General features: G+C 73.4%; 18 protein-coding genes. 14 read left to right on the top strand and 4 right to left on the bottom strand.

What is annotated here, in order from left to right; translation table 11 throughout:
* Positions 1–58 precede the first annotated feature (58 nt).
* Positions 59–448 carry a hypothetical protein gene (locus tag EBO15_RS18170; RefSeq protein ID WP_122195587.1) on the bottom strand — a complete coding sequence of 130 codons (390 nt, stop codon included), beginning with the start codon at positions 446–448 and terminating at the stop codon, positions 59–61.
* 157 nt (positions 449–605) lie between these two features.
* On the opposite strand from EBO15_RS18170, the gene EBO15_RS18165 reads away from it, so the two are divergent.
* From EBO15_RS18165 to EBO15_RS18150, 4 genes are all read left to right on the top strand, one after another.
* Complete coding sequence (locus EBO15_RS18165; protein WP_233616275.1) at positions 606–1,034, top strand: ArsR/SmtB family transcription factor; 429 nt, start codon at positions 606–608, stop codon at positions 1,032–1,034.
* 26 nt (positions 1,035–1,060) lie between these two features.
* The gene (locus EBO15_RS18160; RefSeq protein ID WP_122195585.1) at positions 1,061–2,155 is read left to right on the top strand and encodes a cation diffusion facilitator family transporter; all 1,095 of its coding nucleotides are present in this window, start codon (positions 1,061–1,063) and stop codon (positions 2,153–2,155) included.
* A gap of 252 nt (positions 2,156–2,407) precedes the next feature.
* Complete coding sequence (locus EBO15_RS18155) at positions 2,408–4,294, top strand: FAD/NAD(P)-binding protein (protein ID WP_122195584.1); 1,887 nt, start codon at positions 2,408–2,410, stop codon at positions 4,292–4,294.
* A 183-nt stretch (positions 4,295–4,477) separates the two neighbouring features.
* Positions 4,478–5,668, top strand: coding sequence for a putative PEP-binding protein (locus tag EBO15_RS18150; RefSeq protein ID WP_199744628.1), 1,191 nt, complete (start codon positions 4,478–4,480; stop codon positions 5,666–5,668).
* A gap of 14 nt (positions 5,669–5,682) precedes the next feature.
* On the opposite strand, the gene EBO15_RS18145 is transcribed toward EBO15_RS18150, so the two are convergent.
* Positions 5,683–6,336 (bottom strand): MBL fold metallo-hydrolase, encoded by a 654-nt coding sequence (locus EBO15_RS18145; protein ID WP_122195582.1) that lies wholly within the window; start codon positions 6,334–6,336, stop codon positions 5,683–5,685.
* 145 nt (positions 6,337–6,481) lie between these two features.
* Here EBO15_RS18145 and EBO15_RS18140 point away from each other — a divergent pair, with 145 nt between their 5' ends.
* Together EBO15_RS18140 and EBO15_RS18135 are read left to right on the top strand one after the other, a co-directional pair.
* The gene (locus EBO15_RS18140) at positions 6,482–10,240 is read left to right on the top strand and encodes a tetratricopeptide repeat protein (protein ID WP_158628265.1); all 3,759 of its coding nucleotides are present in this window, start codon (positions 6,482–6,484) and stop codon (positions 10,238–10,240) included.
* Positions 10,241–10,377: 137 nt separating this feature from the next.
* Positions 10,378–11,070 carry a Crp/Fnr family transcriptional regulator gene (locus tag EBO15_RS18135; protein WP_122195580.1) on the top strand — a complete coding sequence of 231 codons (693 nt, stop codon included), beginning with the start codon at positions 10,378–10,380 and terminating at the stop codon, positions 11,068–11,070.
* A gap of 13 nt (positions 11,071–11,083) precedes the next feature.
* Here the strand turns inward: EBO15_RS18135 and EBO15_RS18130 are convergent, their stop codons facing one another.
* Together EBO15_RS18130 and EBO15_RS18125 are read right to left on the bottom strand one after the other, a co-directional pair.
* A complete protein-coding gene (locus EBO15_RS18130) occupies positions 11,084–11,848 on the bottom strand; it encodes a maleylpyruvate isomerase family mycothiol-dependent enzyme (protein WP_122195579.1) in 765 nt (254 codons plus the stop codon).
* Between the two features lie 137 nt (positions 11,849–11,985).
* On the bottom strand, positions 11,986–12,639 hold the full coding sequence (locus EBO15_RS18125) for an alpha/beta hydrolase (RefSeq protein WP_122195578.1): 654 nt from the start codon (positions 12,637–12,639) through the stop codon (positions 11,986–11,988).
* Between the two features lie 67 nt (positions 12,640–12,706).
* Between EBO15_RS18125 and EBO15_RS18120 the strand changes: the two genes are divergently transcribed.
* The 8 genes from EBO15_RS18120 to whiA all read left to right on the top strand — a co-directional run bounded on the left by EBO15_RS18120 (position 12,707) and on the right by whiA (position 22,992).
* Positions 12,707–13,318, top strand: coding sequence for a GNAT family N-acetyltransferase (locus tag EBO15_RS18120; RefSeq protein ID WP_122195577.1), 612 nt, complete (start codon positions 12,707–12,709; stop codon positions 13,316–13,318).
* 352 nt (positions 13,319–13,670) lie between these two features.
* Positions 13,671–16,508 carry an excinuclease ABC subunit UvrA gene (uvrA, locus tag EBO15_RS18115; protein WP_122195576.1) on the top strand — a complete coding sequence of 946 codons (2,838 nt, stop codon included), beginning with the start codon at positions 13,671–13,673 and terminating at the stop codon, positions 16,506–16,508.
* Between the two features lie 184 nt (positions 16,509–16,692).
* Positions 16,693–17,169 carry a Rieske (2Fe-2S) protein gene (locus EBO15_RS18110; RefSeq protein ID WP_199744627.1) on the top strand — a complete coding sequence of 159 codons (477 nt, stop codon included), beginning with the start codon at positions 16,693–16,695 and terminating at the stop codon, positions 17,167–17,169.
* A gap of 122 nt (positions 17,170–17,291) precedes the next feature.
* The gene (locus EBO15_RS18105; protein WP_122195575.1) at positions 17,292–17,765 is read left to right on the top strand and encodes a Rieske (2Fe-2S) protein; all 474 of its coding nucleotides are present in this window, start codon (positions 17,292–17,294) and stop codon (positions 17,763–17,765) included.
* Positions 17,766–17,890: 125 nt separating this feature from the next.
* Positions 17,891–20,044, top strand: a complete 2,154-nt coding sequence (gene uvrC, locus EBO15_RS18100) for an excinuclease ABC subunit UvrC (protein ID WP_122195574.1) — start codon at positions 17,891–17,893, stop codon at positions 20,042–20,044.
* Complete coding sequence (gene rapZ, locus EBO15_RS18095) at positions 20,041–20,919, top strand: RNase adapter RapZ (RefSeq protein WP_199744626.1); 879 nt, start codon at positions 20,041–20,043, stop codon at positions 20,917–20,919. The genes uvrC and rapZ overlap by 4 nt, the downstream gene beginning before the upstream one ends.
* Positions 20,920–20,969: 50 nt before the next feature.
* Positions 20,970–21,950, top strand: a complete 981-nt coding sequence (locus EBO15_RS18090) for a gluconeogenesis factor YvcK family protein (RefSeq protein ID WP_199744625.1) — start codon at positions 20,970–20,972, stop codon at positions 21,948–21,950.
* 61 nt (positions 21,951–22,011) lie between these two features.
* Positions 22,012–22,992 carry a DNA-binding protein WhiA gene (whiA, locus tag EBO15_RS18085; protein WP_122195572.1) on the top strand — a complete coding sequence of 327 codons (981 nt, stop codon included), beginning with the start codon at positions 22,012–22,014 and terminating at the stop codon, positions 22,990–22,992.
* The last annotated feature ends 339 nt before the right edge of the window (positions 22,993–23,331 follow it).

Genomic DNA, 23,331 nt, shown 5'->3' with positions numbered 1-23,331 from the left:
CCCTTCGGCAGGGCGCGTTCGCCGGGCGTGGTCGGCGAGCCCGGTCGCCGACGTCCTTCTAAACCCGGAGGACGCAGAGCCGTCCCACATCGGGAGGCGCCAAAGGACCACACCGATTCCGCTGCCCCACCGCTCCCGGCGAACCGCCGGTCTCCTCCGGGGACAACGCCGACGCCACCCGCGTGCTCGCGGCGGCGGGCCCGATGGAGGAGTTCTCCGGCAGCGCCTGCTTGGCGCAGTGCCCCGGCCCGTCCGCCCCGTCCGGCCTCCGCTGGACGACGTCCCCGACGCGGACGGTCCCGGAATGGCAGACGTGCGCGGCCACCGGACCCCCGGCCGCGTTGAGAGAGGCGACGCTCTTCCCGGCCTGCGTCAGGCAGCCGATGGCGAGGAAGCAGACCAGCGCGAGCAGCGCGAGACGCAGCAAGGACCATGCGGAACTCAGCATGCGCCCGCACCCCCTCCGCCCCCGGCCGGTGTCCCAGCTCACTGTATCGGCCGCTGATCAACAACGTCCGAGCCGGACGGCCGTCCGGCACGGCCCGTCCGATGGGCCGAGGTGGGACGGTTGACAGTTCACCGTCCCCTGCCACTAACCTCCACATGTGAGCAAGCGTGCAGATATCGCGGCCGCGACGCCCCTGGACGGGTGCGACGTCCGCATGGTCGACCCCGAGCGCGTGGTGGCCGTCCGTGCCGTGATGCCCGACGCCGAGGCCGTGAACGACCTCGCCGAGGTCTTCTCGGTGCTGGCCGACCCGGGCCGCGTCCGGATCATCACGGCTCTCCTGGAGGGCGGCGAGATGTGCGTGTGCGACCTCGCCGCCGTCTGCGCGAGCAGCGAGTCGTCGGTCTCCCACGCCCTGCGCCTGCTGCGCGCCGGACGGGTCGTCACGGTCCGCAGGTCCGGCCGGATGGCCTACTACAGGCTCGCGGACTCCCACGTCCGCCTGCTGCTCGACCTCGCGCTGACCCATTTCGGGCACGAAACCTCCGCGAACCGCGAGACACTGCCCGGTCCCGACGCCCGTTAGACCGGGCCGACCCCCTGGAGCCACGCATGGAGAACCCGCCCGGCACCACACGGGAAGCGACCGACGAAGCCCACGAAGATCACGACCACGACCACGACCACGACGACCATGACCACGACCAGCACGAGCACGAGAGCGGCGGCGGGCACGGACACGGGCACGGCCACGGACATGGTCACGGACACGGCGTCTCCGCCGACGCCGACCGCCGCTACCTGACCGGCGCGCTGGCCCTGATCGCGGGCTTCATGGTCGGCGAGGTCGTCGTCGGCCTCCTGGCGCAGTCACTGGCGCTGGTCTCCGACGCCGCCCACATGCTGACCGACGCCGCGTCGATCGTGCTGGCGCTGGTGGCGATGCGGCTGTCGGCGCGCCCCCCGCAGGGCGGATTCACCTACGGCCTGAAGCGGGCCGAGATCATGTCCGCGCTGATCAACGGCATCACCCTCCTGCTCCTGTCCGCGTTCTTCGTGTACGAGGGCGTCAGCCGCCTGATCGAGCCGCCGAAGGTCGAGGGCGGCCTGGTCCTGGTGACGGGCCTGGTCGGGATCGTGGTCAACATCCTGGCGACCTGGCTGATCAGCAAGGCCAACCGGTCGAGCCTGAACGTCGAGGGCGCCTACCAGCACATCCTCAACGACCTGTTCGCGTTCATCGCGACCACCATCGCCGGCGCGGTCGTCCTGTTCACCGGCTTCGCGCGGGCGGACGCGATCGCCGCGCTCATCGTGGCCGCGCTGATGCTCAAGGCCGGCTACGACCTGGTCCGGGGCGCGGGCCGCGTGTTCCTGGAGGCCGCCCCCGACGGCCTGAACCCGGCCGAGGTCGGCGCCTCCATGGCGGCGTCCCCGAACGTGGTCGAGGTCCACGACCTGCACATCTGGGAGGTCACCTCCGGCTACCCGGCCCTGTCGGCGCACATCCTGGTCGACGTCGGCGGCGACTGCCACGCCGTCCGCCGCGCCATCGAGGCGATGCTGAAGGCCGACTACGCCATCGACCACACCACCCTCCAGGTCGACCACGCGCCCTCCGAGGTCCTCCCGGCCGGCGCGGCGGCCCCCGTGGACGATCACTGCGCCGACCCCCACGGCCCCGTCCACCGCTCCCCGAACCACTGACCCTGGGGCATTGCCGCCCGCCGCCCTCGTCCCCACCGGACGAGGGCGGCGGGCTTTTCACGGGACGGCCCGGTAGGGCAGGAGGAGGGTCGCCGCCGGGCGCCGGGCGGTGGCGACGGCGTGGTCGAGGGGAAGACAGGGCGAACGGTCCCGCCGGACGGGTGATCGTCACCATTGAGCCATCGTGATCCGCGCGATACGGTCAAGCCGCGGTAAAGGCCAGACCATTCGGCACGGCGGGGAGGGGGCGCGATGGGCTTTGCGGGGCCGCGCAAGATGGTGGTCATCGTCGGGGCGGGCCTGGGCGGCACTGCCACCGCCATTCGCCTGCTGCAGTTCGCCAGGGAGCCGTTGCAGGTCGTCGTGGTCGAACGGCGACCCGACTACCGGAGCGCCGGTATCGCCTACCACCGGTCGGGCAACCACTGGCACCACGTGTTCAACATCCAGGCCGGCCGCATGTCGATGTTCCGCGAGGACGTCGACGACTTCCTGGTCTGGGCCAACCACGAGGCCGACCGGACGGGCTGGCCCGAGGAGTGGCGCGACGCCACCTTCGTCGAGTCCGGCCCGGCGCCCCGCCGGATCTACGCCGACTACCTCGCCGTCCGCCTCGCCGAGGCCGTGCGCGAGGCGTCGATCGGGGTGACGTTGCGCGAGGTCGACGGCGAGGTCGTCGACCTCGTGGCCTCCGGCGACCACGTGGACGTCGTCCTGGCGGAACGTTCCTCGCGGATCTCCGGCGCCGAGGAGGCGAGGACGCTCCGGGCCGACCACGTCGTCCTGGCGACGGGGCTGGAGGAACGGGACCTCCCGTTCGCGGCCGACGTGGGCGACCACCCGGCGTTCGTCCGGCACCCCTACTCCGAGGCGGGCATCGAACGGATCCTGGGCGTCCGGAAGGACGCCGAGGTCGCCATCGTCGGCACGCTGCTCAGCGCCTACGACTCGGCCTCGCTGCTGCTGCGCGGCGGCCACACCGGGAAGATCCACATGATCTCGCGGTCCGGCCTGACGCTGCGCACCTATCCCACGGGCCACCGCCACCGCGTCCTCCGCCTGCCGGAGCCCGAGCTGCTGGCCGACGACTACGAGGGCCGCGACCGCCTGGTCAGGCGCCTCATGGACGAATGGCAGCGGCTGTGCGCGATGGTCGCCCGGGAGTATCCCGGCGTCGACCCCGCGGTGGTGACCGAGCACGTCGCCAAGTCCTGGGAGACCGCCCTGCCCGCGGCCCTGGCCCGGGTTCCGTCGTCCGACCTGCGCGCCCTGCTCGACGAGCACGGCAGCCTGCTGGCGACGCTGCGGGTGGGCGCCGTTCCGTACATCACCGCGTTCGTCGCGCCCGCGCTGGCCGAGGGCGGACAGGTCGTCCTCGCCACCGGGAGGGTCGAGGAGATCGCCGACACCGGGGACGGGACGCTGCGCCTGTCGCTGGCCGGGCGAGACCGGACGCAGGTGATCGAAGCGGACCTGGTGATCTCGAACTTCGGCCGCGAGACGGACTACGAGCGCGTCGGCTCACCCCTCTGGACGAGCCTGCTGCGCAAGCGGATCGCGATGCCGCACCGGCGCACCGGCCGGGGCGTCGAGGTGGACGAGCTCGGCGTCCTGCTGGATGCGGACGGCGCCCGCTCCGGCCCGATCTCCGTGGTCGGCTGCCCCCGCGAGGGCGACGAGATCGTGCGCCACGGCCGCCTGGGCGCGTTCGCGTTCAACCTCGCCGCCATCAAGAACCACTCGGTGGGCGTCGCCGCGACGGTGCTGCACCGCCTCGAAGCCCGCTTCGAACCCGGCTTCGAACCCGGCTTCGCACCCCGCGCTGACGGTCCGGCCGACATCGATCCTGAGACGTGGGATCCGAAGGCGCGCGACGAGTTCGAGAACGCCGTCCGGCTCGACGTCCACCGGATGGCCACGCGGCGGCGGCGCGACCGCGACGTCCTGGCGGTGCGGCTCGAGGAGCGCCTCGAATCCCTTCACCGAATTCTCGCGGCCGACGGCGACGACGCCATATCGGATCGTGCGCTGCGCTACACCGTCAACAAGGTCGCCATGACAAGGCTCAGCAACCTCTCGGTGACGCCCCGGGACCTGCGCGCCCTGCTCGGACTCGACGAACCGCCGGAATCGCGCTGACCGCGAATCCCGTCCAGCAATCGAGAAGGTGCGCCGCCTTCCCGGATCCTGCCAGCCTCTGACCATGTTCCGATCCGCCGATGCGGAGCCATGGCCGCGACGTCCAGCCGCGGCCGGCCCGGACCGTCCGGCCCGGGAACTGGAGAGAGGACACCCTTGAACCCTCGGGAAATACCAGGGGTCATGCTCGTCGGTTCGCACGAAAGCGCCGTCCGCGGTCGATGCAACCGCCTCGGGAAACCGGGCGGCGGCACGATCCTGGTGGTCGAGACGCTCACCCCGGAATGCTACGAGGCCATCCTTTCCAGCTCCGCGGTGATCTGCGCCAGAGGGGGCCGGACCGGCCACATGCAGTCCCTCTGCCGGTCCCGCGGGATCCCCGTCCTCCGGATCGACCCGCCCGACCTGGACGCGCTCGCCGGCGAGGTCACCCTCCTGCCGGGCCGTGAGGCGGTCGTGCTGGGCGACGTCGAACAGGCCACGGGCCCGGCGGGCCCCCGGGCCGCGTCCTTCGGCGACATCGAGTCGATCTGCGTGGTCATCGCCGACGCCACCGACATCCGCTCGACGAACGCGCTCACCCCACCCGTCCACCGCGCGAACTCGTGGTTCATCCGCGAGGAGTTCCTCTGCTTCTCCGCCGGGCTGAGCCCGATCGACTCGCTCCGGGCGGGGACGCGCGAGGCCGGACGCTACGGAGCCCGGGTGGCCGAGGAGCTGTGCTCGATGGCGGCTGAGCTCCTACCCGGCCAGCGGCTCATCATGCGGCTGCTCGACCTGCGCTCCGACGACGCCGCCAAGATCACCACGCGGGTCCCCGTGGACGCCGAGCCCAACCCCGAACTCGGGCGCCACGGCGCGCGCTGGCTGCTCCGCGAACGCCACTACCCGCACGCCTTCCGGACGCTCCGCGCCCACCTCCGCGACCGCCTGGGCGCGGACGCCGACCGGGTGGGCTTCGCCGTCCCGTTCATCAACGACCCCGACGAGTACGCGGGACTGCGACGGCACCTCGGCCTGGACCACGACACGTCCCTCGGGGTCTTCGTGGAGACCCCCGCCGCCGTTCACTCGGCCGCCGCGTTCTGCGCCGCCGGGGCGAGCGAGCTGTTCGTCGGCACCAAGGACCTGGTCCAGTTCTACCTGGCCGCCGACCGGGGCAACCACCTGGTCTCGTCCGTCTACCAGACCCGCCACCCGGCCGTCCTGGCGGCGCTGCGCCAGACCGTCGAGTCCGGACGCGCCGCCGGGGTCCCGGTCCACGTCTTCGCCCTGAGCGCCGACCTGGACCACTACCTGCACCACCTGCCGACCCGCACCCTCATGATGTGCACCGCCGAACTGCGGCACCTCGCCACCGGACAGGCCGCCTGAGGGTCGGCCGGGGTCTACCAGCCGCGTTCCCACCAGGTGGGGATGCTGGGGCGTTCGCGGCCGAGGGTCGTGTCCTTGCCGTGGCCGGGATAGATCCAGGTCTCGTCGGGGAGGCGGTCGAAGACGCGCTCGGTGACGTCGGTCATGAGCTGCTTGAACAGGGTCGGGTCGCCCCAGGTGTTGCCCACGCCGCCGGGGAAGAGGCTGTCGCCGGTGAACAGGTGCGGACGGTCCGGAGCGGTGTAGAGCAGGGCGATGGAACCCGGGGTGTGACCGCGGAGGTGGATGACCTCGAGGGTCGCCTCGCCCACCTGGAAGGTGTCGCCGTCCCGGACGGGCGCGGTGACCGGGACGGGGAGCGGCTCGGCGTCGAACGGGTGGGCGGTGACCGGGGCGCCGGTCGCGTCGACGACGTCCCTGAGGGCCTGCCAGTGGTCCTGGTGGCGGTGGGTGGTCACGATGCGGCTCAGCGGTGCGTCCCCCAGGATCTCCAGGAGGCGGGACGGCTCGCTGGCCGCGTCGATGAGCAGCTGGTCGCCGGTGGCGGCGCAGCGCAGCACGTAGGCGTTGTTGTCGTACGGGCCGACCGAGACCTTGGTGATGGTCAGTCCGGGCAGGTCACGGGTGTCGGGCGGTCCGCCGACCTCGACATTGCCGGTGTAGGCCATGGCTCCTCCGATCCTGGATTCCTCCACTGGGCATCTTCCCTCATCGCGCGTGCACGAGTGGAATGAGTCCACGGACTCACCGGGGTCGTGCCACAGGACGCGGAAGGCCCCGGGGGAGGGACGCACGATGGGGGCGGAGGTGGACTTGGGTGCGATCGAGGGACGTCCCGGAGGGTTCTGGAGCCTGCTGAGCCGCTCGGACCAGCAGGCGCTGTGGGCGATGGGACGGCGTGTCGAGGTGCCGCCCGGCGGCATGCTCTGCCATCAGGGCGTGGCCTCGCCGGCGGTGGTCGTGCTGTTCCCGGCCGGGTCGCGGACGGCGGGACGGATCCTGGCGAAGGAGTTCGTCGCCAACGGCGAGGGCGACGAGTCGGTCATCGAGCTGTTCGGCGCGGGGGACCTGGTGGCGGGGCTCGCGCCGTGGGGGCATCCGCAGCGCGGGACGGTCGCGGCGCTCGACCACCTGGCGGCGCTGCGCGTGGACCGGCGGCAGTTCGGCGGGCTGCTCGCGGCGAACCCGCAGGTCGCGGCCGCCGCGATGGACGCGTTCGCGCACCAGGAGACCTACAGCGGACGGCGGCACGCGGTGCGCGTCGCCGACCATCCGCAGCGGCTCGCGCATCACCTGCTGGAGCTGGGGCACCGGTTCGGCGAGCCGGAGGCGGGGCCCGGCGGGCAGGGCCGCGCGATCGCAGTGCCGTCGCGGCTGAGCCAGGCGGACCTGGCGAACTGGGCGGGCGTGTCGCGGGAGACGCTGGTGCGCTGGTACCGGCGATGGCGGACCAAGGAGATCCTGGTGCCGCGTCCGCTGACGCTGCTCGACCCGGAGGCGCTGCGCCGGGAGGCCGCGCCGTGGGGGGACGAGTGGCCCGCCGTCCCGCGGCACCGGGAGGACGTCCCGGAGCCCGAGCAGGGACGGCCCGCCGGCCTGGCGCGGCGCGCGCCCGTGCGGATCGGCGTGTCCGGCGCGCCGAGACGGCTGCCGCCGGACAAGCCGTTCTTCACCGGGCGGGCGATCAGCCTCGGCAAGCTCGACCTGCTGCTCGCGCAGTCGCGGTGGCCGCGCGCCGTGCTGATCCAGGGCATGGCCGGGGTGGGGAAGACGACGCTGGCGGTGCACTGGGCGCACCGCGTCGCCGAGCGGTTCCCCGACGGCGTGATCTTCACCGAGCTGCGGAACGGGACCCGCGCCCCCGCGACGCCGGACGAGGCGATGGGCCAGGTGCTGCGCGGCGTCGGGGTGCCGGGCGACCAGCTGCCGCGCACCGAGGCCGAGCTCGCCGCGCAGTGCCGGTCGCTGCTGGCGGACCGGCGGCTGCTGCTCGTCCTGGACAACGCGGAGAGCGCCGAGCAGGTCCGGCCGCTGCTGGACGCGGTGAACGCGGGCCTGGTCGTCCTGACGGCGCAGCGGCGCATGCCCGAGCTCGCGGGGGAGGACGGGCGTCCCGACGGCGACGTCCGCGTCCTGGAACTGCGGGAGATGAGTCCGGACGAGGCGGCCGACCTGGTCGCGGGCGTCCTCGGCCCCGGGGACCCGCGTCCGCGCGAGGAGCGGCGGGCGGTGGAGCGGCTGTCCCGGGAGTGCGGGTTCCTGCCGCTGGCGCTCGCGGTCGCGGCGGGCGCGCTCGCCGAGAACCCGGACGTGCCGATCGCCGAGACCGTCCGGACGCTGGCGGACCGGTCCGGGGCGTCCTATCCGGCGCCGATGCGGCCCACGTTCGACCTGGCCTACCGGGGGCTGCGGCGCGACCACCGGGCCGCGTTCCGGATGCTGGGCCTCGCCGTCGGCCCGGACGTGACGCCCGCCGCGCTCGCCGCCCTGCTGGACGTGACGACGGCCGCGGCGGCCGAGGCGCTGGAGGGCATGCGGCAGGCGTTCCTGGTGCACGAGACCGGGCCCGGCCGGTACCGGATCCACGACCTGCTGCGCGACTTCGCGCGCGAACGCGGCCTCGCCGAGGACGCCGACACCGACCGGTTCGCGGCGCGCCGCCGGTTCCTGGCGTCCTGCCTGGTCTCGGCACGTTCGGCCGCGCGGGCGCTGGACCGCCGGCGCCGCCCGTCGCTGGACGCGCGGAACGTCCCCGACCCGGCGCGGCCCGTCTCGGCGGACGCGCGGGCGCGGGCGCTCGCCTGGTTCGAGGCGGAGCGGCGGACGCTCGTCGCCGCCGTCCGGCTCGCGGCGCGGCTCGGCCTGCACCGGACGTGCTGGGAGCTGGCGGACGCCCTGTTCGGCTTCCAGGAGTTCCGCCGCTACAGCGAGGACAACATCGCCGTCCACCAGGCGGGCCTGGGCGCGGCGCGCGCCGAGGAGAACTGGGCGGCGGCAGCCGTGATGCTGCACAACCTCGCGGTCGCGCACTTCGACGTCGGGCAGTCCGTCCAGGCGATCGGGTACGCCGAGGACGCGCGCCGCGCGTTCCGCTCGGCCGACCCGCCGAACCGGTACGGGGAGGCCGTGGCGCTCGCGACGCTCGCCGACGTCCACGCCGCGCAGGGCCGCTACCTGACCGCGATCGAGAACGCGGAGCGGTCCCTGGCCGTCCACCACGAGGTGGACGACCGGGGCGGCGTCGCACGCGGGCACGAGACGCTCGCCCGCGCGCACCTCGCGCTCGCCGACTACGAGACGGCCCTCGGGCACGCCCGCCGCGCGCTGGAGATCCGGCAGGAGATCGGCGATCGGCGCGGCATCGCCGAGACGCTGCTGACCACGGCGCTCGTCCACCGCAGGCGCGGCGTGGTCGACGACGCGGTCGCGAACGCGCTGGAGGCGCTGTTCCTGCGCGAGGAGGACGGCGACCGGTACGGGTCGGCGCAGGCGCTGACCGAGCTGGCCCGCATGTACGCGACGCTCGGCCTGCGCGACCTGGCCCGCCGCGACGCCGAGCGCGCCCTGCGCATCTACCGGGAGCTGGGCGTCCGGCACGGGCAGGCGCGCGCGCTCACCACGCTCGGACGGCTCGCCTGCGACGCCGCCCGGTTCGCCGAGGCGTTCACGTTCTGCGGGCAGGCTCTCGCCATGCACCGCGCGACCGGCGACCGGCACGGCGAGGCCGAGACGCTCGCGCAGCTCGGCGTGGTGTGCTGGCGGCTCGGCCGGTACCGGGAGGCGCGCGAGCAGCTCGGCCGGTCGCTGGACATCCGCCGCGAGATCGGCGACCAGCACGGCGAGGCGAACGACCTGGAGAACCTGTCGGTCGTCATGCGCCGCCTGCACCGCTACCAGGAGGCGTTCGTCCACGGCCTGGAGGCGCTGGAGCTGTGGCACCGGCTCGGCGCGCGCGGCAACATGGCCGGGACGCTCGGCAGCCTCGCCCGCACCTACATCAAGCTCGGCCTCCTGGACGAGGCGGAGCGCGCGGCCCGCCAGGCCCTCGCGATCCGCCGCGGGATCGGCGACTCCTACGGGATGGGCATCGGCCTGGACACGTTCGCCGCGACGCTCCGCGCGGGCGGGCGGGCCGAGGAGGCGTTCGAGGTGCAGACCGAGGCGCTGCGCGTCCTCGGCGAGGTCGGCGACCGGCACAGCGAGGGCGCCGCGCTCGTCCACCTCGCCCGGATCCACCTCGAACTCGGCCACGCCGAGGACGCCCTGGCCACCGGCCGGCGCGGCCTGGACCTGGCGACCGAGCTCGGCGACATCCGCGAGCAGGCCCGCGTCCTGCACCACATGGGACACGCCTGCCAGCTGCTCGGACGGCACGCCGAGGCGTCCGGGCACCTGCACGCCGAGATCACGATCCGCCGCGACACGGGCGACAACCCCGGCCTGCGGCGCGCGCTGGTGCGGCACCGCGCCTCCCTGACGGCGCTCGGCGACCAGGCCGGCGCGGCCGACTGCGCCCGCCGGATCCGCGCCATCGACCAGTGGCTCGAGTCGGAGGGCCCGGAACCGGTGTGACGTCCGCGACCTCCCGCGCTGTGTGCCGAATTACCTGGTTTCCAGGTGCCTCCGCGCGCTCACTAACTAAGGCAGGGGGATCTGCGCGCGCGGCCGGCCCGGCAGGGCCGGGCCGCGTGGGAGAGGAGAGGGGAACGATGCCGGTCGCGTTCTGGGACGCGCTGCCGGGACCGGCGCGGGAGGCGCTCGAACGCGCCGGGACCGTCGCGCTGATCCGGCCGGGCGCCTTCCTCGCGCGCGAGCACACCCGCTCGGCCAACGTGTACGTGCTGCGCTCCGGCGCGGCGAAGGTCTGGGCCGACCGGGACGGCGAGACCGTCATCCTCGAGGTGCTCGGCCCCGGCGACGTCGCCGGGGAGATGGAGGTCGCCGACGGGGGCGAGCGGTACGCCAACGTGGAGGCGCTGACCCGCGTCGAGGCGCTCGTCCTGCCCGGCGACCGCTTCCGCGCCGTCCTGGACGGTCACCCGGCCGCGATCTGGGCGCTCACCGCCGTGCTGTCGGAGCGGCTGCGCGACGCCAACGACGTGCGCACCGCGCACTACCCGGACGCGCCGGGACGCCGTCTGGCGTCCCGGCTGCGCCGCCTCGCCGACCGCTTCGGCACCCCGGTCGCGACCGGGGGGCTGGTCGTCCGCCTGCCGCTCTGCCAGCGCGACCTCGGCCGGTGGGCGGGCATGAGCCGCCGGAAGGTCGCGCAGCTGCTCGCCCCCGAGCGCCTCGGCGACGGCATCGTCGTCACCCGCGCCACGATCACGCTGCGCTCGCCCGAGGTTCTCGACCGCCTCGCGGGCGACGACCCCGACGCCTACCTCGCCGACACCGGCTGAGGGCCCGCCCGCCCTACGGGATGGACGGGTCGACCGGCCAGTTCGGCGGGGTCGGGAGAGCGCCGTCCGGGCGGGTGGTGAGACCCGGGCCGTCCGACCGCCCGGTGATCCACGCGAGCAGCGCCGCCGCCGAACCGGTCACCTCCGGGCCGTCGCCGAGGTCGGCGGACTGCCCCGTGTCGGTGGCGCGGAGCCGCAGCCCGGCCAGGCCGCCGCGTCCGTCCGGGGCGAGCTCGGTGAGGCCGCGCAGCGTGTGCTCCAGTTCGGCGCGAACGTAGTCCACGGGCCAGTCGGCGGGCCCGTACCCGGCGGCGAGGTCGACGTGGTGCACCTCGGTCTCGCGCCACCGCCGGTGCAGGACGAACCAGGCGGGCATCTCCGGCCCGATCAAGCCCCGCACGCGGAAGTCCCAGGCCTCGTCGGGCAGCGCCCGCGCCTGCGCGGCGAACCGCTCCGCCGACGTCCGCAGGTCGTCGGCCAGCTCGTCCGCGCCGCGTCCCGCGCCCGCGCGCAGGCCCTCCTCGCGCGCCTCGAAGCTCGCGTACTGCGGGACCTTCCGGCCCGTCCGCGCCCACTCCAGCAGGTTCCACAGGGAGTCGGCGTTGCGCGCCACGTGCGTGGCGACATGCCCGCGCGTCCAGCCCGGGAGGCCCGAGGCCGCCCGCAGCCGCGCGTCATCGAGCCCGGCCACGTTCTTCGCGAGCCGGTCCGCGCCCTCCTCGATCGCCGCCAGCATCGCCGCACGCTGCTGTCCGGATCCGCCCGTCGCGCCGCCCATCACGCCTCCTAGCGTCCTCAGGGGAGCTCATCCTGACATGCCCGACCCGGCTTCGAGCGCGAGAAGTCCCGCCTGGACACGGTTCACGCGATCGAGCTTCGTCGGGGTCAGTGAGTCCTACCCTCCTGACGGCCGCCTTATGAGGCGCGGTCGCGGGCGAGGACGTTCAGGACGAAGCCGGTCGTGCGCCGGTGCCACAGGCCGGGACGGCGCAGCATCGCGTGGCCCTCGCCCGGCACCGTCACGAAGTCGAGCGACGAGACCACCGGACGCATCCGGTCGGCGTACCGGACGGACGCCCGGTACGGGGTCGTGCCGTCCTCGGTCCCGTGCATGATCATGACGCGGCGCCCCGCGAGCTGCTCGACCGGCTCGTCCCTCGGCACCCACGGGGCGAGCGCGGCGACACCGGCCACCTGCGGGTCGTCGGCGACGCGCAGCGACGTGCGCGCCCCCATCGAGTGGCCGACCAGGACGACCGGGACGTCCGGATGGGCCTTGCGGATCATGTCCAGCGCCCACCGCGCGTCCGGGAGCGGGGACTCCTCGTCGCCGTTCCAGCCCCGGTAGCGGTAGCCGAGCGACCAGACGGCCAGGTCGTGCCGCCGTCCGGCGCTGAGCAGGTGCATCGCGAAGGGGACCATGCGCAGCGCGGGCGGCTGCCGCGCCGTGGCGGGCTCCCGGCCGAACTCCCGCCCCCCGTGCAGGACGAGCGCCACCGCGCCCGGACGGGCCGGGCCGCGCGACCGCAGCCGGGGGTGAAGATCCAGGGGGCCGGACTGGAGATCCATAAGGCCAGCTTGTCACGGTTGCGGAAAACGAGTGGAGCGGCCCGGCGGGGGCGGTGAGGATCGGCGCATGACCATCGAGCGCCCGTCCGAACCGCCTGAACCGCCCGAACCGCTCCCGGGCCGCCGTCCGCCGGAGCGGATCGTCCTGCCGGGGCTGACCCTGCGCCGTCCCGCCGAGGACGACGTCCCGGCCCTGCTGAAGGCCCTGACCGAGTCGTTCGAGCACCTTCACCCGTGGATGCCGTGGGCCGCCGAGCCCCCGACCCTCGAGGCCGAGCGCGCCTGGGCGGTCCAGGCCCGCCGGAACTGGGACGAGGGCACCGACTACGCCTACCTGCTGGAGAGCCCGGACGGCGCGATCGCGGGCACCGTCGGCCTGCACGACCGGATCGGTCCCGGCGTCCTGGAGATCGGCTACTGGGTGAACGTCGGCCACACCCGGCGCGGCTACGCGACCAGGGCGGCCGAGGCGGTCACGGAGATCGCGTTCCGCCTGCCGGGGATCGAGCGCGTCGAGATCCACTGTGACATCGCCAACAAGCGGAGCGCCGCCGTCCCGCCGAGGATCGGCTACTGGCTGCTGGGGATCGAGGACGACGTCCGCGAGGCCCCGGCCGAGGAGGGCCCCCGGATGCGGTGGGGCATGACCCGCGAGGCCTGGGCCCGCCGGGGCGCCTGACCGGAGCCCGGCGTCGCCGGATCCCCGGCCCGCGCGGGCGACCGGGCTCCCGTGCGCCCGTCCGGGCAGGTTGATCCCCGGCCTGACCAGGCATGATCGGAGGTGGCCGGGACCGGCCGGGGACGGCCCCGGCGCGTTCCTGTGGCGGGAGATCTTCGAACACGTGTACGGTTCGGGCGTGGCCGGGGTCCCGTGGGGGCGGGACGGCCGAGGTGAAATTCGGCGGGCCGTTTTTCTGTTGACCAGACGGGGGAGTCCGCGCGTACCCGTGTTCTGTCGGACCCCCTGACTACCGTGGGGACAACCCGTCCCATCGCCGCCGCGCCCCAGAAGAGGAACCGGAATAGACGCCGTGCATGACCGACTCATCGTGCGAGGAGCACGCGAGCACAATCTGAAGGACGTCTCGCTCGACCTGCCGCGGGACGCGATGATCGTGTTCACCGGGCTGTCCGGGTCCGGCAAGTCCAGCCTGGCCTTCGACACGATCTTCGCCGAGGGGCAGCGCCGCTACGTCGAGTCGCTGTCGGCCTACGCCCGCCAGTTCCTCGGGCAGATGGACAAGCCCGACGTGGACTTCATCGAGGGCCTGTCCCCGGCGGTCTCGATCGACCAGAAGTCGACCAGCAAGAACCCGCGGTCGACGGTCGGGACGATCACCGAGGTCTACGACTACCTGCGCCTGCTCTACGCGCGCATCGGGCACCCGCACTGCCCGGTCTGCGGCCGCCCGATCAGCCGCCAGGCCCCCCAGCAGATCGTCGACCGGGTCCTGGAGCTCGACGAGGGCACCCGCTTCCAGGTGCTCGCGCCGGTCATCCGCGGCCGCAAGGGCGAGTACCTCGAGCTGTTCCGCGAGCTCCAGTCCAAGGGCTACTCGCGCGCGCTCGTGGACGGCGAGATGATCCGCCTGGACGAGCCGCCCACGCTGAAGAAGCAGGAGAAGCACGACATCTCCGTGATCGTGGACCGGCTCGCGGTCAAGGACTCGGCGCGCCAGCGGCTCGCCGACTCCGTCGAGACGGCCCTCGGCCTCGCGGGCGGCACGATCGTCCTCGACTTCGTCGACCTCCCCGAGGACGACGAGAACCGCACCCGCATGTACTCCGAGCACCTCTACTGCCCCTACGACGACCTGTCGTTCGAGGAGCTGGAGCCCCGCTCGTTCTCCTTCAACTCGCCCTACGGCGCGTGCCCCGAGTGCACCGGCCTCGGCACCCGCATGGAGGTCGACCCCGAGCTCGTCGTCCCCGACGAGGACCTCGCGCTCGGCGAGGGCGCCATCCAGCCGTGGTCCGGCGGGCACGTCAGCGACTACTTCCTGCGCCTGCTGTCCGCGCTCGGCGACGCCATGGGCTTCGACCTGAACACGCCGTGGCGCAAGCTGCCGCTGAAGGCGCGCCGGGCGATCCTCAACGGGCACGAGACGCAGGTGCACGTCCGGTACAAGAACCGGTACGGCCGCACCCGCTCGTACTACACGGCCTACGAGGGCGTGATCCCCTACATCCACCGGCGGCACGCCGAGTCCGAGAGCGACTCCTCGCGCGAGAAGCTCGAGGGCTACATGCGGGAGATCCCGTGCCCGGCCTGCGACGGCGCCCGGCTCAAGCCGGTCGTGCTCGCGGTGACGATGGGCGACAAGTCGATCGCCGAGGTCTCGGCCATGCCGATCGGCGAGGCCGCCAAGTTCCTGCTCGCCATGGACCTGAACGACCGCGACCGGCACATCGCCGAGCGGGTGCTGAAGGAGATCAACGCCCGGCTCGGGTTCCTGCTCGACGTCGGCCTCGACTACCTCACCCTCGACCGCGCGTCCGCGACGCTGGCGGGCGGCGAGGCGCAGCGCATCCGGCTCGCCACCCAGATCGGGTCCGGGCTGGTCGGCGTCCTGTACGTCCTGGACGAGCCGTCCATCGGCCTGCACCAGCGCGACAACCAGCGGCTGCTCGAGACGCTGCTCCGGCTGCGTGACATGGGCAACACGCTGATCGTCGTCGAGCACGACGAGGACACGATCAACGCGGCCGACTGGGTCGTCGACATCGGCCCGCGCGCGGGCGAGCACGGCGGAAAGATCGTCGTGTCCGGCACCGTCGAGGACCTCCTCGCCTCCGACGACTCGCTGACCGGCCAGTACCTGTCCGGACGCCGCGAGATCGCGGTGCCCGAGATCCGCCGTCCGCGGACCAAGAGCCGCGAGATCACGGTCAAGGGCGCGCAGCAGAACAACCTGCGCGGCGTCGACGTCGCCTTCCCGCTGGGCGTGTTCACCGCCGTCACGGGCGTGTCCGGTTCGGGCAAGTCCACGCTGGTCAACGACATCCTCTACAACTCGCTGGCCAAGCAGTTGCACGGCGCGAAGACCGTCCCCGGCAAGCACAAGCGGGTCAACGGCGTCGACCAGCTCGACAAGGTCGTCCACGTCGACCAGTCGCCGATCGGCCGCACCCCGCGGTCGAACCCGGCGACCTACACCGGCGTGTTCGACCACATCCGCAAGCTGTTCGCCCAGACCACCGAGGCGAAGGTGCGCGGCTACCAGCCGGGCCGGTTCTCCTTCAACGTCAAGGGCGGCCGCTGCGAGAACTGCTCCGGCGACGGCACCATCAAGATCGAGATGAACTTCCTGCCGGACGTCTACGTCCCGTGCGAGGTCTGCCACGGCGCCCGGTACAACCGGGAGACCCTGGAGGTCCACTACAAGGGCAAGACGATCTCCGAGGTGCTGGACATGCCGATCGAGGAGGCCGCGGTCTTCTTCGAGCCGGTCACCGCCATCCACCGGCACCTGAAGACCCTGGTGGACGTCGGCCTCGGCTACGTCCGGCTGGGCCAGCCCGCGCCGACCCTGTCGGGCGGCGAGGCGCAGCGCGTCAAGCTCGCCTCCGAGCTCCAGCGCCGCTCCACCGGCCGCACCATCTACGTCCTGGACGAGCCGACCACCGGCCTGCACTTCGAGGACATCCGCAAGCTCCTCGGCGTCCTGAACGGCCTGGTCGACAAGGGCAACACGGTCATCGTCATCGAGCACAACCTGGACGTCATCAAGACCGCCGACTGGATCATCGACATGGGCCCCGAGGGCGGCTCCCGCGGCGGCTCCGTCGTCGCGCAGGGCACCCCCGAGGAGGTCGCGAAGGTCGAGGGCAGCCACACCGGCACCTTCCTCGCCAAGATCCTCGGCTGACCCGCTCGAACACCCCGGAGGCCGCCCCGGACCCGTCCGGGGCGGCCTGCGGAATGTCCGGCCCCCGATACAGAGGCCGCGTTGGGATGTCCGGTTCGGACGGGCGCGGGGGCCCGTTGTTCCCAGGCGGCTTGCGGCGGGGGTGCTGCGGGGTCCGGGGACGCGTCCGGAATGATGAGGGACCATGAACGACGAAGCGACGAGCGGGGGCCGGGAGAACCGGGTCGCCGGTGCTGTGGAGAGCCCGGACCGGGCGGTCGGGCGCCGGATGGTGCTGTGCGGGACGGGCGCGGTGGGGGCCGCCCTCGGGGCCGGGCTGCTGACCGGGTGCGGGCCGAAGTCGACCAAGGCCGCGTCCGTGAACGACCTCAAGGGCAAGGAGATCGCCAAGGTCGCGGACGTCCCGGTCGGCGGCGGCAAGGTCTACGCCGACACCAAGGTCGTGGTGACCCAGCCCAGCCAGGGCGTCTTCAAGGCGTTCAGCGCCATCTGCACCCACCAGGGCTGCCTGACGAACCGGGTGGCCGGCGGCGTGGTCAAGTGCCCGTGCCACGGCAGCGAGTTCAAGATCACGGACGGGTCGGTGGCGCAGGGACCGGCGAGCACGGCGCTCACCGAGTACCCCGTCCAGGTGAAGGGCGACGGCATCGTCGTCGTCTGACGAACCCGTCCCCGGGTCCCCGCCCGTGCGTCCGTGCGCCCTTTGGGGGATTGAACCGCTCGCGGGCGCGGAACCGTGCTCCTGGTGACGTCGGAGACGCCGCACGCGCACAGGAGGCTCGTATGTCCCAGGAGCACCAGCAGTCCGCGACCGGTTCGCCCCTGTCCGGGGATCTCGGCAGGCGGGGCCTGCTGCTCGGCGCCGGAATCGCGGGCGTGGCCGGGCTGGCCGCGGCGTGCGGCGGGGGAGGGGGCGGGGGCGGCTCGTCCTCCGGGGGCGGTTCCCCGCAGGGAGGCGGCGCGGGCGGCGGGACGTCGCTCGGCAACGCCTCCGACATCCCGGTCGGCGGCGGCAAGATCTTCACGGACGCCAAGGTCGTCGTGACGCAGCCCTCCCAGGGCGAGTTCAAGGCGTTCTCGGCGGTCTGCACGCACCAGGGCTGCACGGTCGGCTCGGTGTCCGGCGGACTGATCCACTGCCCCTGCCACGGCAGCGAGTACCGGATCACGGACGGCTCGGTCGCGCAGCCGCCCGCGCCCGCCCCGCTGCCGCCGAAGAAGATCACCGTCTCCGGGGGCGAGATCACCCTCGCCTGAGCCGGTTCCTCCCCGGACGGCGGGCCGAACCCCCGCCCGTCCGGGACGCCGGACGGGGTGGTCCGGGTCACCCGGGGAGGCTTCGCCGGGCGCTGATTGTCAGTGCCGCCGACTAGGCTTTCAATGTGGCAGATCCGGCGACCTATCGACCAGCACCGGGGACGATCCCCGACGAACCCGGCGTGTATCGCTTCCGCGACGAACACGGCCGGGTGATCTACGTGGGCAAGGCCAAGAACCTGCGTTCCAGGCTGAGCTCCTACTTCGCCGACTTCGCCACCCTGCACCCGCGCACCCAGACGATGGTGAGCACGGCCTCGCGGGTCGACTGGACGGTCGTGTCCACCGAGGTCGAGGCGCTCCAGCTCGAGTACAGCTGGATCAAGGAGTTCGACCCCCGGTTCAACGTCAAGTACCGGGACGACAAGTCCTACCCGTACCTCGCGGTCACCCTCAACGAGGAGTTCCCGCGCGTCCAGGTCATGCGCGGCGCCAAGCGCAAGGGCGTGCGCTACTTCGGGCCCTACTCGCACGCCTGGGCGATCCGCGAGACCGTCGACCAGCTCCTGCGCGTGTTCCCCGTCCGCACCTGCTCGGCCGGGGTGTTCAAGCGGCAGCACCAGCTCGACCGCCCGTGCCTGCTCGGCTACATCGACAAGTGCTCGGCGCCGTGCGTCGGCCGCGTCACCCCCGAGGAGCACCGCGACCTCGCCGCCGACTTCTGCGACTTCATGGCGGGCAACACCGGCCGCTACATCAAGCGCCTCGAGCGCGACATGCGCGAGGCCGCCACGTCCATGGAGTACGAGCGGGCCGCGCGGCTGCGCGACGACATCCGCGCCCTCGAACGGGCGCTGGAGAAGCAGACCGTGGTGCTCGCCGACGACACCGACCTCGACATGATCGCCTTCGCCGAGGACGAGCTGGAGGCGGCCGTCCAGGTGTTCTACATCCGCGGCGGGCGCATCCGGGGCCAGCGCGGCTGGGTGGTCGACAAGGTCGAGGCGGTCACCACCCCCGACCTGGTCGAGCAGTTCCTCATCCAGATCTACGGCGACAGCGACTCGGTGCCGCGCGAGGTGTACGTCCCGGCGCTGCCGCCGGACGACGAGGCCATGACCGAGCTGCTGGCCGAGCAGCGCGGCGGCCCGGTGCGGCTGCGCGTCCCGCAGCGCGGCGACAAGAAGGCGCTGCTGGAGACCGTCCAGCGCAACGCGCTCGAGGCGCTCAAGCAGCACAAGACGCGCCGCGCCAGCGACCTGACCACCCGCAGCGTCGCGCTCCGCGAGCTCCAGGAGGCGCTGGAGCTCGACGAGGCCCCGCTGCGCGTCGAGTGCTACGACGTGTCGAACCTTCAGGGCACCAACGTCGTGGCGTCCATGGTCGTGTTCGAGGACGGCCTGGCCCGCAAGAGCGAGTACCGCCGGTTCACGATCAAGGCCGTGGAGGGGCAGGACGACGTCCGGTCCATCCACGAGGTGATCTCCCGCCGGTTCCGCCGCTACCTGGCGGAGAGCGAGAAGACCGGCGAGCTCGACGTCCTCGGCGACGGCCACGACGACGACGGGGACGCGTCCGGCACGGGCGCCGAGCCCGCGGCGCACGGCCCGATCGACCCGGAGACCGGCAGGCCGCGCAGGTTCGCCTACCCGCCGAACCTGGTGCTCGTCGACGGCGGCCCTCCGCAGGTCGCGGCCGCGCAGCGGGCCCTGGACGAGCTCGGCGTCGACGACATCGCCGTGGTCGGCATCGCCAAGCGGCTCGAGGAGCTGTGGCTTCCCGGCGACGACGATCCGGTGATCCTGCCGCGCAACAGTGAGAGCATGTTCCTGGTCCAGCGGATCCGCGACGAGGCCCACCGGTTCGCCATCACCTTCCACCGCCAGAAGCGGTCGAAGTCGATGACCGTCAGCGAGCTCGACGGGGTCCCCGGGCTCGGCCCGGCCCGCCGTACGGCGCTGGTGAAGCACTTCGGCTCGGTCAAACGCCTGAAGGAGGCGACGCCCGAGCAGATCGCGGAGGTGCCCGGCATCGGGCTGCGCACCGCCGAGACGATCGCGGCCGCGCTGAACGGCCCGGGAGCGTCCGCCGCCGCACGGAAGGACGCACCGGGCAACGCGCCGACCGCCGCGCCGAACGACACCGCTCGGCCGGAGGACACGGCTCGGCCGGACGACGGAACGAGGACGACGCCGGACGCCGCGGGGGCCGCGGACGGCGGTACGGACAGCGGTACGGACAACAGGGGCGACGCCGACAACAGGGGGAAACGAACGTGACCACCGAGACGCACATCCCGGACATCGTGATCGTCACGGGCATGTCCGGCGCGGGCCGCAGCACGGCCGCCAAGTCCCTGGAGGACCTGGACTGGTTCGTGGTCGACAACCTGCCGCCCGCGCTGCTGGCGACCATGGCCGACCTCGGCGGCCGGGTGAAGGACGCGGTGCCGCGCATCGCCGTCGTCGTGGACGTCCGCAGCCGCGCGTTCACCGCCGACCTGCACTCCTCGATCGCCGAGCTGGAGGCCCGCGGCGTCCACCCGCGCGTGGTGTTCCTCGAGGCCAGCGACGAGGACCTCGTGCGCCGGTTCGAGAGCGTCCGCCGCCCGCACCCGCTGCAGGGCGACGGCCGCCTGGTCGACGGCATCGCGCGCGAGCGGCAGCTGGTCCGCGAGGTCCGCGCCGAGGCCGACCTGGTCCTCGACACCAGCGGGCTGAACGTGCACGAGCTGCGCAACAAGATCATCGGCTTCTTCGGCGACGGCAGCACCGACTCGCGGCTGCGCGCCACGGTCGTGTCGTTCGGCTACAAGTACGGCCTGCCGGTGGACGCCGACCTGGTCGTCGACTGCCGCTTCCTGCCGAACCCGCACTGGGTGCCGGAGCTGCGCCCGAAGACCGGCCGCGACGCCGACGTGCGCGACTACGTCCTCGCGCAGCCGGGCGCCAAGCAGTTCCTGGACGCCTACACCGAGGTGTTGCGCCTGCTCACGACCGGGTACGAGCGCGAGGGCAAGCACTACGTGACGCTGGCCGTGGGATGTACCGGTGGCAAACACCGTAGTGTGGCCATGGCCGAGCAGATCGCCGCCCGGCTGCGGGACGAGGGCGTCGAGGTGCAGGTCGCCCATCGCGACCTCGGCCGCGAGTGAGCCGTGCGGGTGAGCGCCCGCGCGGGAGGACCGAGGAGACTGACGAACCCGTGAAGCCCCGTGGGCCCAAGGTCGTCGCGCTCGGCGGGGGGCACGGTCTGTACGCCTCGCTGTCCGCGCTGCGCCGCGTCACCGACGCCCTCACGGCCGTGGTCACGGTCGCCGACGACGGCGGCTCCAGCGGGCGGCTCCGCCGTGAGCTGGGCGTCATGCCGCCGGGCGACCTGCGGATGGCGCTCGCCGCGCTGTGCGGCGACGACGAGTGGGGCCAGACCTGGCGCGACGTGGTGCAGCACCGCTTCCGCAGCGAGGGCGCCCTGCACGACCACGCCGTCGGCAACCTGCTCATCGTCGCCCTCTGGGAGCTCTTCGGCCAGTCCGCCCCCGGGGCGGCGGGCGAGGGGCCGGGCGTGGTGGCCGGGCTCGACTGGGTGGGGCGGCTGCTGGGGGCGCACGGGCGCGTGCTGCCGATGGCGTCGGTGCCGCTCGACATCGTCGCGGACGTGCGCGGCGCCGATCCGTCCCGTCCGGGCGAGGTCGTGCAGGTGCGCGGGCAGGTCGCGTGCGCGAAGACGCCGGGGACGGTCGAGGGCATCTCGCTGATCCCGTCCGACCCGCCCGCCTGCCCGGAGGCGCTCGCCGCGATCGACGAGGCCGACTGGGTGGTCTTCGGCCCGGGGTCGTGGTTCACCAGCGTCCTGCCGCACCTGAAGGTGCCGGAGCTGGTCCGCGCGCTGCGCCGGACGCCGGCGCGCCGCGTGGTGGCGCTGAACCTCGCGCCGCAGCCCGGCGAGACCGACGACTTCTCGCCGCAGAACCATCTGGAGGTGCTCCAGGCGCACGCGCCGGACCTGCGGGTCGACGTGGTGCTGGCCGACCGGGGCGTGGTCGACGAGCCGGACGCCCTGGAGAAGGCCGTCGGCGATCTCGGCGGCCGCCTGGTGCTCGCCGACGTGGCCGCCGCGGACGGCTCGCCGCGTCATGATCCCGCCCTGCTGGCCCAAGCCTTCGTACAGATATTCGCTGACTGACGTCCGGCCGGGCCGCGATCGGCCACACTGCTGGAAGTTCGATAGGGGGAGGGGTTCATCTATGGCGATGACCGGCGTGGTGAAGGACGAGCTGAGCCGGCTCCAAGTGCTCAAGCCGTGCTGCCGCAAGGCGGAGGTCTCGACGCTGCTGCGCTTCGCGGGCGGCCTGCACCTGGTGAGCGGGCGCATCGTGATCGAGGCCGAGATCGACACCGGGTCGGCCGCGCGCCGCCTGCGCCGGGACATCGCCGAGGTGTTCGGGCACACCTCCGACGTGGTGGTGCTCGCCCCGTCCGGGCTGCGCAAGGGCAACCGGTACGTGGTCCGGGTGTTCCGGGACGGCGAGTCGCTGGCCCGGCAGACCGGGCTGATCGACAACAACGGGCGACCCGTGCGCGGGCTGCCCCGGCACGTGGTCGCGGGCGCGGCCTGCGACGCCGAGTCGGCCTGGCGCGGGGCGTTCCTGGCGCACGGCTCGCTGACCGAGCCGGGCCGGTCGATGTCGCTGGAGGTGACCTGCCCGGGGCCGGAGGCGGCGCTGGCGCTGGTCGGCGCGGCCCGCCGGTTGAAGATCCACGCCAAGGCCCGCGAGGTCCGCGGCGTGGACCGGGTGGTCGTCCGGGACGGCGACGCGATCAGCGCCCTGCTCACCCGGCTCGGCGCGCACGACTCCGTCCTCGCCTGGGAGGAGCGGCGGATGCGCCGCGAGGTCCGGGCCACCGCCAACCGCCTCGCGAACTTCGACGACGCGAACCTGCGGCGCAGCGCCCGCGCGGCCGTCGCCGCGGGCGCCCGGGTCGGGCGCGCCCTGGAGATCCTCGGCGACGACGCCCCCGAGCACCTGGTCAGCGCCGGGCGGCTGCGGCTGGAGCACAAGCAGGCGTCCCTGGAGGAGCTCGGCCAGCTCGCCGACCCGCCGCTGACCAAGGACGCCATCGCCGGCCGTATAAGGCGTCTGCTCGCCATGGCCGACAAGCGCGCCGGCGACCAGGGCATCCCCGGCACCGAGGCGAACCTGACCGCGGAGATGCTCGCCCCCTGACCTTCGGTCAGAGCCCGGCACACGACCCGGCACGCGCCCCCGGAGCCGCCGCGCCCCGGCACCGCCGCCTCGGTCCACCGCCCCGGTTTTTGCCGCCGCCCGATCCAGCCGCCACGCGCTCCCCGCCGTCACGTGATCCGACGCCGTCCGATACCCCCCATCGGACCGGCCCGCGAACCGTGGACGGCGCCCGGGAGCCCCGGCCGGTTCTGGATCTCGGCCTGTGAACGGGCCTGAGCCGACGCCGCCGCCGGGGATTTCGATGGATTTCAGGGCGTTGGTCACCCGGCTCGTGGCCCGGTCACCCGGCGGGCCGTTGGCGTGCCGGGCCCGGAACCG

It is taken from the genome of Actinomadura harenae (genome assembly GCF_003696215.1).
Lineage (GTDB): Bacteria > Actinomycetota > Actinomycetes > Streptosporangiales > Streptosporangiaceae > Spirillospora > Spirillospora harenae.
This window is presented reverse-complemented; position numbering and strand designations above follow the sequence as displayed.